At 68.0% G+C, this 14,194-nt stretch carries 16 protein-coding genes and 1 pseudogene; 9 read left to right on the top strand and 8 right to left on the bottom strand.

Annotated features, from left to right (window positions below):
* Positions 1 to 92: 92 nt before the first annotated feature.
* The 4 genes from OG947_RS17575 to OG947_RS17560 form a co-directional block, all read right to left on the bottom strand.
* Positions 93 to 1,109 carry a LacI family DNA-binding transcriptional regulator gene (locus OG947_RS17575; RefSeq protein WP_328812515.1) on the bottom strand — a complete coding sequence of 339 codons (1,017 nt, stop codon included), beginning with the start codon at positions 1,107 to 1,109 and terminating at the stop codon, positions 93 to 95.
* Positions 1,110 to 1,187: 78 nt separating this feature from the next.
* The gene (locus tag OG947_RS17570) at positions 1,188 to 4,685 is read right to left on the bottom strand and encodes an AAA family ATPase (protein ID WP_328812514.1); all 3,498 of its coding nucleotides are present in this window, start codon (positions 4,683 to 4,685) and stop codon (positions 1,188 to 1,190) included.
* Between the two features lie 31 nt (positions 4,686 to 4,716).
* Entirely contained in the window at positions 4,717 to 5,367 is a 651-nt protein-coding gene (locus OG947_RS17565; RefSeq protein WP_328812513.1) for a dihydrofolate reductase family protein, read from the bottom strand.
* A 33-nt stretch (positions 5,368 to 5,400) separates the two neighbouring features.
* Complete coding sequence (locus OG947_RS17560; protein WP_328811546.1) at positions 5,401 to 6,033, bottom strand: isochorismatase family protein; 633 nt, start codon at positions 6,031 to 6,033, stop codon at positions 5,401 to 5,403.
* 154 nt (positions 6,034 to 6,187) lie between these two features.
* Between OG947_RS17560 and OG947_RS17555 the strand changes: the two genes are divergently transcribed.
* Positions 6,188 to 7,156, top strand: a complete 969-nt coding sequence (locus OG947_RS17555; protein WP_328812512.1) for a GlxA family transcriptional regulator — start codon at positions 6,188 to 6,190, stop codon at positions 7,154 to 7,156.
* Between the two features lie 63 nt (positions 7,157 to 7,219).
* Here OG947_RS17555 and OG947_RS17550 read toward each other — a convergent pair.
* Both OG947_RS17550 and OG947_RS17545 read right to left on the bottom strand, forming a co-directional pair.
* Positions 7,220 to 7,873, bottom strand: a pseudogene (locus tag OG947_RS17550) (cation transporter).
* The gene (locus OG947_RS17545) at positions 7,873 to 8,202 is read right to left on the bottom strand and encodes an ArsR/SmtB family transcription factor (RefSeq protein WP_027505568.1); all 330 of its coding nucleotides are present in this window, start codon (positions 8,200 to 8,202) and stop codon (positions 7,873 to 7,875) included. Before OG947_RS17545 ends, OG947_RS17550 begins: the two are co-directional and overlap by 1 nt.
* Before the next feature lie 70 nt (positions 8,203 to 8,272).
* Here OG947_RS17545 and OG947_RS17540 point away from each other — a divergent pair, with 70 nt between their 5' ends.
* The 4 genes from OG947_RS17540 to OG947_RS17525 are packed head-to-tail and all read left to right on the top strand — an operon-like array spanning position 8,273 to position 10,248.
* Positions 8,273 to 9,256 carry an arsenic resistance protein gene (locus tag OG947_RS17540; protein WP_328811544.1) on the top strand — a complete coding sequence of 328 codons (984 nt, stop codon included), beginning with the start codon at positions 8,273 to 8,275 and terminating at the stop codon, positions 9,254 to 9,256.
* A gap of 22 nt (positions 9,257 to 9,278) precedes the next feature.
* Positions 9,279 to 9,686, top strand: coding sequence for a hypothetical protein (locus tag OG947_RS17535; RefSeq protein ID WP_285185799.1), 408 nt, complete (start codon positions 9,279 to 9,281; stop codon positions 9,684 to 9,686).
* A gap of 59 nt (positions 9,687 to 9,745) precedes the next feature.
* Positions 9,746 to 10,081 (top strand): hypothetical protein, encoded by a 336-nt coding sequence (locus tag OG947_RS17530; RefSeq protein WP_222638507.1) that lies wholly within the window; start codon positions 9,746 to 9,748, stop codon positions 10,079 to 10,081.
* Positions 10,078 to 10,248, top strand: coding sequence for a hypothetical protein (locus OG947_RS17525; protein ID WP_328812511.1), 171 nt, complete (start codon positions 10,078 to 10,080; stop codon positions 10,246 to 10,248). Before OG947_RS17530 ends, OG947_RS17525 begins: the two co-directional genes overlap by 4 nt.
* Positions 10,249 to 10,257: 9 nt before the next feature.
* Here the strand turns inward: OG947_RS17525 and OG947_RS17520 are convergent, their stop codons facing one another.
* Positions 10,258 to 11,070, bottom strand: coding sequence for a MerR family transcriptional regulator (locus OG947_RS17520; RefSeq protein ID WP_328812510.1), 813 nt, complete (start codon positions 11,068 to 11,070; stop codon positions 10,258 to 10,260).
* 12 nt (positions 11,071 to 11,082) lie between these two features.
* A complete protein-coding gene (locus OG947_RS17515) occupies positions 11,083 to 11,418 on the bottom strand; it encodes a nuclear transport factor 2 family protein (RefSeq protein WP_328812508.1) in 336 nt (111 codons plus the stop codon).
* 161 nt (positions 11,419 to 11,579) lie between these two features.
* Here OG947_RS17515 and OG947_RS17510 point away from each other — a divergent pair, with 161 nt between their 5' ends.
* From OG947_RS17510 to OG947_RS17495, 4 genes are read left to right on the top strand one after another with little or no spacing between them, the layout of a single operon-like run.
* The gene (locus OG947_RS17510; RefSeq protein ID WP_328812507.1) at positions 11,580 to 12,557 is read left to right on the top strand and encodes an intradiol ring-cleavage dioxygenase; all 978 of its coding nucleotides are present in this window, start codon (positions 11,580 to 11,582) and stop codon (positions 12,555 to 12,557) included.
* Between the two features lie 23 nt (positions 12,558 to 12,580).
* On the top strand, positions 12,581 to 12,814 hold the full coding sequence (locus tag OG947_RS17505) for a twin-arginine translocase TatA/TatE family subunit (protein ID WP_027505561.1): 234 nt from the start codon (positions 12,581 to 12,583) through the stop codon (positions 12,812 to 12,814).
* A complete protein-coding gene (tatC, locus tag OG947_RS17500) occupies positions 12,811 to 13,593 on the top strand; it encodes a twin-arginine translocase subunit TatC (RefSeq protein WP_285185809.1) in 783 nt (260 codons plus the stop codon). The genes OG947_RS17505 and tatC overlap by 4 nt, the downstream gene beginning before the upstream one ends.
* Entirely contained in the window at positions 13,581 to 14,048 is a 468-nt protein-coding gene (locus OG947_RS17495) for a preprotein translocase (RefSeq protein WP_328812505.1), read from the top strand. The genes tatC and OG947_RS17495 overlap by 13 nt, the downstream gene beginning before the upstream one ends.
* Positions 14,049 to 14,194: the final 146 nt, after the last annotated feature.

Here is a 14,194-nt window from a genome sequence, read left to right as displayed (position 1 = left end):
TTGTCGTCATGGTCGAGCCTGCCGGGCGCGGACACCTCGAGACAAGGCTTCGAACCCTCAGTTTCCCCTCGAGACGGGACCCGCCCGAGCGGTCAGGGCATGTTGAACGGGGTGACGATGCGGATGGGTGACGAGGATCCGCGGACCGCGGTCGAGGCATCACGCGCGTGCAGCACCATCCGACACGCACGCTGGGCGTCCGCGCGCATGTCGTGCTCGAGCACCGCGCTGATCTGTCGGCGATACAGCAGGTCCCGGTTGTCCGCATCGAGGTCGTGCGCGACGAACACCCGGCAGGGTCGATCCAGCGTCCGGAAGGCCCGCACGATGGCCGAGTTCCCGCCGCCACACGAGTAGACGGCGGAGATGGTGGGGTGCCGATCGAGGGCGTCGAGAACCAGCGATTCCACGCGATCGTCGAGCCCGTCGTTCTCCGCGATCTCGACGACCGTCCGCACAGGTCCGGGTAGTCGTCGCAGCGCGGTGCGAAAGCCCATCTCCCGCTCCTCCTCGCCGTGGAACGCGTTGCTGCTCAGCGTGACCAGGACGTCACCCGGGCGATCGGCCATCATCGTGGTGATCAAATACGCGGCCGTCTCCCCCGCTGCACGATTGTCCATACCCACGTACCCGGACCGTCGGCTCCCCGGAATGTCGGTCACGTAGGTCACCACGGGAATCCCGGCGGCCACGAGGCGATCGACCGCGGCGGCGACGTCCGGTGCGGCAGGCGCCTTCAGAATGACGCCCTGAGATCCGCTGCCCGACAGCCTGTTCAGCCGCGCGACCACCGCCTCGGCGGTGGCGCTCTCCTGCAGATGAAACCGTGCGCGCACCGTGGCGGGTTCGAGACTCGGCAATTCGGCCTCGACCGCACGCTTGAAGGTCTTCGAGAAACGATCGGGCGCAGACATGACGACATCGAGCATGTACTTGCGTCCACTGAACCGCAGTTGTTCTCGTTGGCCGTCGAGATCGGCGATCGCCCGCGCCACCATCTCCCGTGTCGACGGGCGGACACCGGGGCGATCGTTGAGCACACGGTCGACCGTGGCCTCGCTCAACTCCGCTTGTTGCGCGATCTCTCTGACCCGGTAACGATGCGCCACTGCTGCTCCTGAGGTGACGACGGCACTGCGCCGCGCGACTGCCCGATCAGCGACACGCTATCAAGTCCGACGTGGTCCTCAGGGCTGTCGGTCGGGAGTGCCCGGGCCGAGCGGAATCTCCTCGAAACGGTCGAGCAACGCCGCCGCCTCGCACTCTCGCGCCGTCGACCGGGCCGCACGAACGTCGACCGCGTCGACAGGCTCGCCGCGGGACACCGCGATGCGCGCGGCGAGGAGCACACTCTCGGCCTCCCACATCCGATAGCCGCGAGCGGCGTGCGCGGCGCGGGCATGCCGGACGTGAGCGTGCGCGTCGTCCCACCGTCCGAGTGCCGCGCAGAGGTCGGCGAGATGGTGGTGAACGACTCCGAGGACACCGGGAGTCAGCAGGACGGTGTGATCGGCGTAGGGAGCCAGCAGTGCGAGCGCGTCCTCGCACACCGCGGTGGATGCCGTCGCCGCGGCCGCGCGCGCCGCCAGGACGACGGTGATGAGCCACAAGGTGTCGACGGAGAGCGCCGCCAGTCTGCCGTTCTCGAACCACTGCACGAGGGATCGGGCGCCGTCCGTGTCGCCGCTGTCCACGGCGGACAACGCGAAGGCTGCTCGATAGGCGGGGAGAGCCTCGAAGAGTGGCTCCATGTCCCGCTTCATCGCCGCGAACTCGCCGAGCCCGTCTCGGAACATCCCGAGCAGGAAGACGGCATTCATCTCCCGGCCCCACGTGTGCCGCCCCATCGGCGCCGGCGGCGGGCGGCGAACGTCGCCCTCGAGAACCTCTGCGGCACGGCGCAACTCACCCGTCGCGACGAGAAGTCCGACCCGCATGCACTGCACCGTCCAGAGTGCCTCCTCGTCCAGCGCGAGCCGCGTGGCCGACACGGCGTCGAGAGCCGCGGCGGCCTCGCGCGGCTCGCCGGACTCGATGTGCGCCCGCGCCATGGTGACGGCGAGCGACGGATCGAGGTGCCCCGGTCCGAGGTCCACCAGTCGCACCAGCTCGGCGAGCGCCTCGGCCCGCTGCTGCCGGAAGCGAGGCAGCCGCAGGCCGGTGAGAACGGCGCGCAGAGCGTGGGCGAGGGCGTCGTCGTCTCCTGCACCGCGCGCCATGTCGGCCGCGCGCGCGAGGTCTGCAGCACGACCCGACCATCCGGTCGAGGTCCATGCCAGTTCCTCCACCATCTGGGTCAGGAGCTCGGAGGCAGCGCCGGAAGCACCGCGACCCGCCCTCTCGAGAGCATCGAGCCCTGTCCGCAGGTGCTCCGTCCGCCTCGGGTCGGGTTCGTAGAGCTGGAACAGGGCGATGCCGTCGATGACGTCCGCGGTGAGCGCGTCCAGCAGCAGATCGAGATCACCCAGTCGGCGCGCCATCTCGGCGGCGTCCAGCAGGGTCGCGCCGTAGCCGCGGTCCAGTGCACGCCGCTGCGAACGCCCCTGCCGGATGAACAGTTCGCATCGCGCGCGGGTGTCGCCCCCGGGAACGCTGCGCTCAGACGCCCTCTGAAAGAACTCGGCGGCGTCCTCGTACGCCGCGACGGCGTAGGACCTCTCGCCCGCACGACGTAGATACTCCGCTGCCGCCGACCGGTCGGCGTCGAGCGCGCGTTCGAGGTGACCTGCGGTCCTGGCGAGCTCGTCGACGGTGGACGTGGCCCCCGAGCCGATGAGTGCGGCCGCGACGGCAGAATGCGCCGCTGCGCGATCGGCTCCGGACAGCGTGGCGTCGACGACGTCGACGATCAGCGCGTGGCGTAGGTGCAGGACGTCCTGCGCTCGTTCCTCGATCACCAGACCGGCGGCGGCCAGTTCGTCGAGCGCCCGAGCGAAGGAACGGTCGTCGAGGGTGGCGAGCGCGGTGCGCACGACGACGCGCGTGGCGCTGACTCCCGCGACGGCACACAGCGTCACGATCTCCCGCGCGGTCGGAGTCAGGCGGTGCAGGACCCACAGCACGGCGTCCGCCAGGGACGCCGGTGACGGTCCGTCCGGCTCGCGCCGATGCACGTCGAACACGGCCTCGAGGAAGATCGGTGATCCGGATGTCCAGCCGTGCAACCAGATCGGGTCCAAGGTGCTGCCGCACCGGCGCGTCCAGTCCTGCACGTCCTCGACGGTGAGGGCCGGGATCGACACCGTGTGCACCGAGGACGGCGGCAGGGCCGACCGCAGGTCCGCCGCAGGACCGTCGAGCTGCGCTCCGCGCATCGTCACGACCACACAGAGGCGATGGCGCCCCGCCGCGTGTACCAGGAATCGCAGCACGGAGAGCGTGGCCTGCGACGCCCACTGCAGATCGTCGATCGCGAACACCGTCACCCGACGACGGGTGGGACCGGTCAACCACCGTTCCATCGCCGACGAGAGCATCGCGCGATGATCCGCGTCGCGTCCCTCGGCCGACCACCGATCCGTGTCGACCCACCCGGTCGTCAGCATCTCGCGGACGGCGGAGGCGGCGGGAGCATCGTCGTTCCGGTCGTTCTCGCGCCCGAGTGCGTCGATGAACGGTTCGAACGGGACGACCGTGTCCATGCTGCACCGCCCGTAGAGCACGTCGGCGCCGGCGGAGTCGGCACGGTTCAGCGCCGCGGTCACCACCGTCGACTTGCCGACGCCGGCGTCGCCGGAGACGACGACGAGCTGACCGGCCCCACCCGCGGCCGCCTCGACGGCCGACGCGATGACGTCGAGTTCCCTGGTACGTCCCACGAGCAAGGGCGAATCGCCCGGAGGAGTGGCCCCGACGCGGTCCACCTCCGCTCGTCGAGCCGGGACGACGACCATCTGCGACGACGACGGTGTCGTCACCTCGATCGCGTCGGGATCTCGGAGCAACTCGACGAACACTCGCTGGGTCTCCGCGGACATCTCCACGCCGAGTTCGGTGGCCAGCACGGTGCGGCACCGCTCGGCGACACCGAGGGCGCGAGCGCGGTTTCCCAGGGCGTCGTGCGCACGCATGGCGACACGGTAGGCGGCCTCGCAGAAAGGGTCCGAGTCGAGCAGCTCCTGCGCCCGGGCCAGCGCGTGCTCGTGGCGACCGAGTTCGAGCGAGGCGGCGGCGTCCACCTCCAGTGCACGAAGACGGATGCGGCCGAACACGGTGCGAACCTCGTCGGCCCAGGTTCCGTGCAGGCCGTCCAGAGGTGGAGCGTCGAGCAGGCCGAGCAACTCACCGGCGCGATCGGCACGCGCATCCGCCGAGTGGTGATCGGGATCCAGGTGCCGACGCGCCAGGTCCAGATCCACGATCACCGCGGGGCCGAGCGTCAGTGTCACCGCTCCTGATCGACTTGACACGGTGGTGCCCGCCAGCGCTGCACTCGTCGCCAGCAGCTCGCGGACCTTGGACAGGACGCTCCGAACGGCCGACGACCAGGTGGTGGGTCGATCGGTCGACCAGATCACCGAGGCGAGCTCGCCGTACACCACACCGCGTCCGTGATTCATCGCCAGATACGAGAACACCGTCGCACACCGAGGTCCGCCGAAGGCCCGGACGTCGACGACGCCCGCGTCGCTCTCCACCCGCGGCGATCCGATGAGCCGGATCACGGCACGAGAAGGAAGCGACACAGTTGTAAGTTATCCCGGGTCGGCGGGAACCCTACGTCTGATGGCGCCTCCAGAACAGATGGTGCACGACACCGCTCGCGCTGGGAACGACCTCGTGCTCGAAGCGATCGTTCAGATCGTCCGGGGACTCCCACAGCGCCAGGCCCGGTCCGAGATCGACGGGTGCGACCGCGACGTGCAGCGTGTCGAGGAGGTCGGCGTCGAGGAACTCCCGGACCGTGGTGACACCGCCACCGATCCGGACGTCTCGACCGTTCGCCGCAGCCTTCGCCTGCGTCAGGACATCGGACGGGCCGGCATCGACGAAATGGAACGTGGTGTCGGACAGGGTGAGGGACGGCCGCACATGATGCGTCATCACGAAGACCGGCGTGTGGAACGGCGGCTCGTCACCCCACCATCCCTGCCATTCGTGATCGGTCCACGGTCCGCGTTGTGGGCCGAACTTGTTGCGCCCCATGATCTCGGCACCGATGTTGTTGGCGAAGTCCCGAGCGAAGTAGTCGTCGAGGCCGCGCGTACCGCCGGATCCGGGGCGTCCCGGCATGCTCGCGGTGCCGAGATACCACGACATGAGCTCACGATGGTCCAGGCCGAACGGGTTCTCGAGGCTCTGCTCGACGCCGGCGGCCACCCCGTCGCGGGACACGGTGAAGTTCTGCACTCTCGACAACTGCGTCATGTCTGCTCCCGACTCGAGGAAGGTGGTCGGTGATCAGACTCGCACGGCGTCACGGCCGGTCATCGCGGACTCGACGAGATTGCTCTTGTCGAGCGGCGTCTCTGCGCGCACCGCGTCGGACCATGCGGTCGTCGTGGCCACCGCCGCGAAGTTCGAGTGCAGCAGCGTCATGAGCGTCGTGTGCACGACCTTCGCGGACGCGGTTCCCGCCGCGTTGGAGAGGTCGATCGCACCGGACGCGTCCGACAGGATCTCTGCCGCGAAGCCGAGACCTTCGGCCTCGACGGCAGTCGCGAGGTCACAGTTGTTGGTCATGAAGCCGACGATCGTGATCGTGTCGACGTCTCGGGCCCGAAGCTGTTCGGCCACGTCCGTTCCCGCGAAGACGCTGCCGTACTGCTTCTGCACGCGTGTGACGCCCGCAGGCAGCGCCGACTCGATGTCCTGGTGCAGGGCGTAGCCGTCGGTGCCCGGGGCGAAGACCGGTGCACCCTCGGGCATGCTGTGCTGTACCGCGATGACGGGAATTCCTGCGTTGACGGCCGTTTCGATGGCCGACACGATGTTGGTGAGCGACTCGGCGCGAGGCGGGTAGGCGATCTCGAGGGGCCCCGAGAAGTACTCCTGCTGCACATCGACGACGATCAGTGCCCGGCGTGGTGTCATGTCTCCTCTTTCCTGACGGTGTGTGACGTGGTCTGCCCGACCGAGCCGACCCACCACCTCAGTGTTCTCCCGCCTCCGGTCGCAGAACAGTGGCACGTATGCACGCTTACGATGGATTCGAGCCAACTCGAGTTCTGTATCGGAGGAGTCACCCGTGCGTATCGCGATCTACGCGTTCGACGACGTCACCATGTTCCACCTCGCCGCCCCGCTCATGGTGTTCGGCGAGGTGCAGCGGCTGGGTCTGGCATCCGACTGGGAGACGACGCTGTGGTCGGACTCGCCCGGCAGCATCAGGACCTCCGAGGGATACGTGCTCGGTGACGTGGTGGGTCCAGATGTCACCACCACGGCCGACATCGTGATCGTGCCGTCCTGGCACACGTCGCTCCCGCGTCTCGGCGACACCGTCGGACACGCTGTCCGCGAGGCACACTCGCGCGGCGCCGTGATCGTCGGCCTGTGTCTGGGCGCCTTCGCCGTGGCCGATGCGGGCCTCCTGGAAGGACGCTCCGTCGTGACGCACTGGGCTGCACTCGCCGACCTCGCGGAGCGCAGCGACGGCAGCACCGTGGACCCGTCCGTTCTCTACATCGATCACGGCGACGTCGTCACCTCGGCAGGAACCGTCTCCTCGATCGACGCGTGTCTGCACCTCGTCCGAAAACATCTGGGCGCCGCCGCCGCCACTCGGGTCGCGCGGCAGCTGGTGATCGCACCGCACCGCGAGGGTGGGCAGGCGCAGTACATCGAACGGCCTCTCGGCGAACCTGCCGCCGACACGACCATCGCCGATGTCCAGGAGTGGATCCTCGGCCATCTCGACGCGGAGATGTCGATCGACCGCCTGGCCGATCATGCGCGCATGAGCCGCCGCAGCTTCGTTCGTCACTTTGCGCGCTCGACGGGCGCGACGCCCGCGCGGTGGGTTCTCGAACGTCGGCTCGACGAGAGCCGGCGGCTGCTCGAGACGACGGACTGGTCCATCGACGCCGTGGCGTCCGCGTGCGGATTCGGTAGCCCGGTGACGTTTCGTCAACGCTTCGCCGTCTCCTTCTCGACCACGCCGTCGGAGTACCGCCGCCACTTCACCTCACGCGATCGGGCGCACCTCCCGGCCTGACCGGAAGGTCCGATCGGGCCGGAAGGATGGTGGACTGCGTCGACCTCGAGGGGGTGGTGGCGGTCATCTGCTGGTGGCTGCGCCACACCCCGACCGCGGTGACTCGCAGCAGACGTCGCCCCTCCATGCATTTCTGCCCTCACGCACCGCAAGAACCGAGATGACAAGAGCAGCAACGGGATCGGCCCACGATCATCCGAGAGTCGCATGCAGCGCCAGCCCGACGAGGACGACGGCCGACAGGTACGTGCACAGAAGGGTCTGCTTCGAATCGGCCACCGCCGTGGCAGAACCGAGTTCGCGACCGGCTCGTCGCTGGGCCCACGACAGCATCGGCATGACCACGACGCTCACCGCCGTGACCACGATTCCGACCGTCGACGGTTCGGGGTCACGCGAACCCAGCAACGATGCCACCGCGTCGACCGCGACATAGGCCGCGAGCGCGAAGAAGGAGAAGGCGATGACCCTGAGCGTGATCGCCTCGCGCGCACGGGGGTCGCGCGCCGAGAACTGCCATGCCACCGCCGCGGCCGAGGACACCTCGATGACGGAGTCCAACCCGAACCCGATGAGCGCGGTCGACGAGACCCGGACACCCTCTGTGACGGCCACAGCGGCTTCCACGATGTTGTAGGCGATGGTGGCCGCGACGAGCCACCGGACGCGTCGAGTCACCACCTGCCGTCGCGACAGCGTGTCGGCGTTCGTGTCCATCAGCAACACCCGTCCTCGGCGCTGGCGGCGCACAGCGAGGGGTCCACTGCGAGAACCACGGTCATCAATTCTCCCAGCGCCGCGCCGACGGTGGCGTCCGCCAATTCGTACCGTGATCGCCGTCCGTCCGGCACCGCGACGACGAGACCGCAGCCACGAAGGCAGGCGAGGTGGTTGGACAGCTTCTGTCGACTCACCTCGAGTTCGTCCGCCAACTCAGCGGGATACCGGGGTCCGTCACGAAGCGCGAGCAACACGCGTGTCCGAGTCTCGTCGGACAGAGCCTGGCCGAAACGAGCCAGTGCGGCCACCGGGGTGAGAACGTCCATGGCGACACAGTACAGCTTATTCTGAATTCATGGATTGCTGATCAGTGATTCCCTCGCTTAGTGTCGACGCATGACCGACTGGGCGAACAGCCCCGCCGCACAGTGGTGGGACAGGCACCAGATCGGCCTGTATCTCGCGGCACTGGCCGTCGGAGCCGTTGTCGGGCTGACCTTCCCGCAGACCGCCCCAGCCTTCGAACACGCCATCGATCCGGTACTCGTCGCCCTGCTCTACGCGACGTTCCTGGCAGTCCCGTTCGCGGAGATCGGTCGATCCCTCCGCGATGTCCGCTTCCTCGCAGCCGTCGCTGTCCTCAACTTCGTGGTGGTCCCGGTGGTCGTCCTCGCCCTCACGCGGGTCGTCGCGGACGAGAGGGCGGTACTCGTGGGCATCGTGCTCGTCCTGCTGGCTCCGTGTATCGACTATGTCATCGTGTTCAGTGGGCTCGCGGGTGCCGCGTCGACGCGGCTTCTCGCTGCCGCTCCCTTGCTGATGCTGCTGCAGGTCGCCTTGCTTCCCCTCTGGCTGTGGGTGTTCGCCGGATCCGAGACGGTGGCCGTCATCGACGTGGCACCGTTCGTGGAGGCCTTCGTCCTGCTCATCGTCGTCCCTCTGACGGTGGCCGCACTGACGCAAGCACTCGCCCGACGGCATCGGGTCGGCCTGCAGCTGATGGACGTGATGGCCGCCGCGATGGTTCCCCTCATGATGGCGACGCTCGCGGTGGTCGTCGCGTCGCAGATCGATTCGGTCCGAGGCGAGTTCGACCGACTCATCGTCGCGGCCCTCGTCTTCGTCGCGTTTCTCGTGGTCATGGCGCCGACCGGCATCGGCGTGGGTCGGGTGTTCGGTCAGGACGTGCCGTCGACACGGGCACTCGTCTTCTCGGGTGCGACTCGTAACTCTCTCGTCGTTCTCCCCCTTGCCCTCGCCCTTCCGCCGGCACTCGACCTCGCTGCCGTCGTGGTGGTGACACAGACACTGGTCGAGCTGCTCGGCATGGTGGTCTACGTGCGACTGGTTCCGAGGCTCGTACCCGCCGCGCGAACCTGATGCCGTGTGTGATGGTGGACGTATGACAGATCGCCCGTGGTTCGAACGACCTGCTGTGGAGAAAGCGGGCACGACGTTCTTCCTGGTGTTCTTCGCCGCGCTCGTCCTCCCCGACGCGGTCTCCGAGCTCGTCTCGGCGCCGTCGTGGTGGCATGTCGCGAAAGCAGCAGCGTGCGTCGTCCTCGTCGCCTACGCCGGTACGGCTTTCGTCAGGGCGTGGTTCCTCGGTGGCAGCGCCCGGTCGACGAGGCGAACGCCTGCCCTCGATCCAGCCGAGGTTCCGCGTGCCGACGTCGATACTGCCGTGGCGTCGGCGCCGTCCAGAGTGATGGCAGTGAAAGCACTGAGGGAGACGCACCCCGGGCTGGGGCTACGCGAGGCATCGCTGTTGGTGGACGCCGCGCGGCGTCCGCCCACAGACGGGCCATGAGGAGCCGCCGTACGAACCGATCGGTACGCTGAGGAGATCCGCCACGTGAGGAGAAGCAGATGACCGTGATCCCGGCCGTCGCGCTCGTCGTCATCGGCAGCGCTCTTGCTGCAGTGGGTGCCGAGGTCACGGCTCGGGAGAACCCGCGAGTCGTTCTGTCGCTCACACATGAGAACACCGCGACTCGGATCACGACGAGAATTCGCCTGCTTCGCGCGTTCGGCGTCTTCGCGCTGATGCTCGGCAGCTTCTACCTCGGACCGGCGTTGTGGCCACACTCGTTCGCGGGACCCATCGCGCTGAGCGCGGCAGTGCTGACGATCGGCTACTTTCTTCCCCACGTCGTCATCACACGCCGCCACAATTCGGCCGTCGAGGGTCGGGTGACCTCGTGATCGCGGCAGCACTCGTCTTCGTCGTCGCTGCGGCGCTGCGCATCTGGACCGATTTCCAGGTGTCCGCGGTGAATGTCGGCCACACGTCCTCGCCCTCTACGTTCCGTAGCGTGGTCATCACCACCACTCACAATCATCATCACGCAACGCGCGCAACCGGACCCTGACGGTCGCGGTCACAGCGCGGTGAGGTCCCGGACCGGCCAGCCGATCTCCGTCACCAGTTCACCCTCGAAGACGACGCCTCGCGGATAGCGCTCACGCACGGGTCCTTCTCGTCCGATGCCGTGCTCTGCGACATGGGTGCCGAGCGCAGAGTACGTCTCGTCGATCCGGGCGTCCGGACCGTCGTGCAGCGCCACGGCGAAGTGGCCTCCGGCAACAGTCACCACGTCGAGAGCGCACCGAGCGGCACGCGCCGCGTCGACGGGGTACCACAATGATGCGGAGCCCGTCTCGTCCGCGAACAGTTCCTTGTCGAAGTCGGCCCCGAGCAGCCCGACAGCCTCGATTCCAGCACTACGAAGGCGCTCGATCAGGGTGTGGTGCGCGGTATTCCACCAGTCCGCGACGCCGGACAGCGTCACGGTGCCGCTGACGGCCACGGCGACGATCGGGGGGTCGGTCCGCATCTCGATCGACGGCGACGTCGTCGACTCGTTCACCAGTGCGCGGAGAGATGACACCGCGTCGTGCGTCCGCCGCAATTCCGACTCCAGGCGATCGAGGTGCTGCGTGAGCACACTGCGCCGAACACTGTCGTTCTCGGCGGTGACGTAGGACCGCACATCAGGAAGCGGCATGTCGAGGTCGCGCAGTCGCTTGATCACTTGTGCACTCGCGACCTGGGAGACGTCGTAATAGCGGTACCCGCTCGACGGATCGACGTCGACCGGTTCCAGGAGGCCAGCATCGTGATAGAGCCGCAACGCTTTTCGCGTCAGTCTCGTCATCGTCGAGAACTCGCCGATGGTCACCCGCGCCGCCACGGACCCAGTCTCTCATCCACCGATGGTCAACCGTGCGATCACGCCGTCGGCGAGCTCGAATCGGTAGACGAGGTCGGCCACCCCACCGGGGAAGTTCCCGCCGATACGAACCGAGACTCGATGATTCCTCGCATCGACGAGCTCGGACCCCGTCACAGTCGTGGTGTAGGTGTAGCGGCCGGCCACGGTCTCACGCCACGCGCGGATCTCGTCGCGGCCCCGGTAGGTGTGGCCTTCGTCCGTCACAGTTCCGTCCGGAGCAAAGCATGACGTGAGTGAGTCGCTGTCGTCGCGGTCGGCGGCATCGAGGTAGCGGAGAACGACGTCGGGAGCATCTGTGGTGGTCATGCGTCGAGAATCAGCCCTGCCCCGAGGTGAAGGTCAAGTGGTGGCCGGACCACACACGCTCCCGGGTGCCTCACAGCTGGCGTGCAGGCCGCTCCCCGGAACCTCACGAAGTATCGACTCCACACCGAAACGCACACCGCGACAACCGAGGAGCTACAGCAATGAGCGCCGTTCCCGAACCCACGCCCACACCCGACGGGCCCACCTACGCCGGGCGCCCACTCCCCCGGCCCGACGAGGACGTCGTCGATCAGGGAGTCGGTTTCGACATCGCCACTCTCGTCACCCGCCGCCGAGTCCTCAGCGTCGTCGGCGCCGGAGCCGGAGCACTGGCCCTGGCCGCGTGCTCGGGGTCGTCCGACACCGTGAGCACCACGACCGCCACCGCTGTCGCCACCGCCGCAGTCGCCACGAACGAGATCCCCGACGAGACCAACGGCCCCTACCCGGCCGACGGAAGCAACGGCGTCAACGTCCTCGAGGAATCGGGAATCGTCCGCGCCGACGTCACCTCGAGCCTGGACGGCGGCACCGTCGCCGCCGGAGTCCCGTTGTCGATGATCTTCACCGTCACCGACCTCGCGAACGACAACAACCCCTTCACCGGCGCCGCCGTCTACCTGTGGCACTGCGACGCAGCCGGCAAGTACTCGATGTACTCCGACGGCATCGAGGACGAAACATATCTGCGCGGCGTCCAGGTCGCCGATGCCGCCGGCGTCGTGACCTTCACGACCATCGTCCCGGCCTGCTACTCCGGCCGCTGGACGCACATCCACTTCGAGGTCTACCCGGACGTCGCCTCCGCCACCACCGCCGACAACGCGATAGCCACCTCCCAGGTCGCCTTCCCCCGGGACATGCTCGACGCCGTCTACCAGCTGGACACCTACGCCGGGTCGACCGAGAACCTCACCCAGATCGGCAGTCTCGACAACGACAACGTGTTCGGCGACGGCCACGACCTCGAGATGGGCACCTTCACCGGCGACCCCACCTCCGGCTACGTCGGATCACTGGCCGTTGCCGTCGACACCACCACCGAACCCGCCGCCGGCGCAGCACCCGCCGGGGGCGGGCCCGGCGGCGGACAACCTCCCATGGGCGGCGGGACCCCTCCCGCCGCACCGTCCAACTGACCACTCACACAGAAGGAATCATCATGTTGCACAACCTGACCGGCTGGCACGCACTCATCGTCCTCGCCATCCTGCTTCTCGTCTTCGGCTCGACCAAGCTCCCCTCCCTCGCCAAAGGCGTCGGGCAGTCCATGCGCATCCTCAAGGACGAGGTCCGCGACGACACCCCCACGCCGTCGACGGGACGCGTCGACGCCGTCGACTCGACCACGACCGCCGCGGACGGCGTCCCGGTGCCGTACCGACACGCCTCATGACCACGACCACCGCCGCGCGAGGCACTATGCCCCTCGCCGGGCATGTCAGCGAGGCACGCCGCCGCGCGACCCGCGCGGCGGTGTCGCTGGTCGTCGGAGTGATTCTCGGCTTCGTACTCTCCGACCAGATCCTCGACGTCCTGCGCACACCGGTGGAGGAACTCGCGCAGTCTCGTCAGGCCAGCCTGAACTACGACACCGTCACCGGGGCCTTCGACCTGCAGATGAGGATCGGCCTCTTCTCGGGAATCATCCTGTCGAGCCCGGTCTGGCTGCGAGAACTGTTCGCCTACCTCACCCCCGGCCTCACGGCTCGGGAGAAGAAGTACGTTCTCGGCTTCACCGCGGCGGCGGTGCCACTGTTCGCCGCCGGGTGCGCCTTCGGCTTCCTCATCTTCCCCCGCATGGTCACCCTCCTCGCGAGCTTCTCCTCCGAGGAGGACAGCACCATCCTCGACGCCTCCTACTACGTGGACTTCGTCATGCGGATCGTCCTCGCCACCGGAGTCGCGTTCGTCCTGCCCGTACTGCTGGTGATGCTCAACTGCCTCGGAGTCCTGTCCGCCCACCGGCTACGCAGCAGTTGGCGGATCATCGTCGTCGTCATCGCCCTCTTCAGCGCGCTCGTCACGCCGGCGGCCGACGTGCTGTCGATGTTTCTCGTCGCACTGCCGATGTCGGCGCTCTTCGGAGCCGCCGTGGCCATCACCACCGTGCACGACCGGCGGGCACTCACCTCGAACCCCACCACGATCGGGAGAACCCCATGTTCGGCCTGACCCTCGAGAAGCTCTTCTTCGTCGCCGTCATCGCCGGCCTCGTACTCGGACCGAGCCGACTGCCCGGCTACGCACACCACCTCACTCGCGCGATTCGAACGCTGAAGCAGTTCATCGAGACGACGCGCGCCACGGCGGAGCGGGAGATGGGCGTGCCGCTTCACCGTTCGGAGTGGGAGTCGCTCGACCTACGGCAGTACGACCCACGACGCATCGTGCGCGACGCACTCCACGACACCACCCCGAAGAACGTCGTGACCGACGAGATGATCGAGCAGGCGGAGCGGATACGGCCGGGCCAGAAGTACCTGGTGACAGGACCGTCCTCGCACCCCGTCCGCACCCTCATCGCCTCGTTGCCCGCCGACGACCCCCGACGAATCGCTGCGAGACTCGTGACGGAGGCAGACGCGCCTGCCGCTGATGCGAAAGACCTCCAGCGAGAGACGCTGTAGGGCTTCCAGTCGGCAGTGTCGCTCGACATGAGGGACGCCGCACGGGTTCCACGTCGTCCACACCCCCTACAGCCGGCTGGAGGGGGTGCGGTGCGCTGCGAATCGTGCAGCTGGTCGACGACGCCTGTGCCGAGCACGTCCGCGCC

Origin of the sequence: Rhodococcus sp. NBC_00297 (assembly GCF_036173065.1) — a bacterium.
Lineage (GTDB): Bacteria > Actinomycetota > Actinomycetes > Mycobacteriales > Mycobacteriaceae > Rhodococcoides.
The sequence above is the reverse complement of the archived record's forward strand: the minus strand, read 5'-3'. Positions and strand labels throughout refer to the sequence as shown.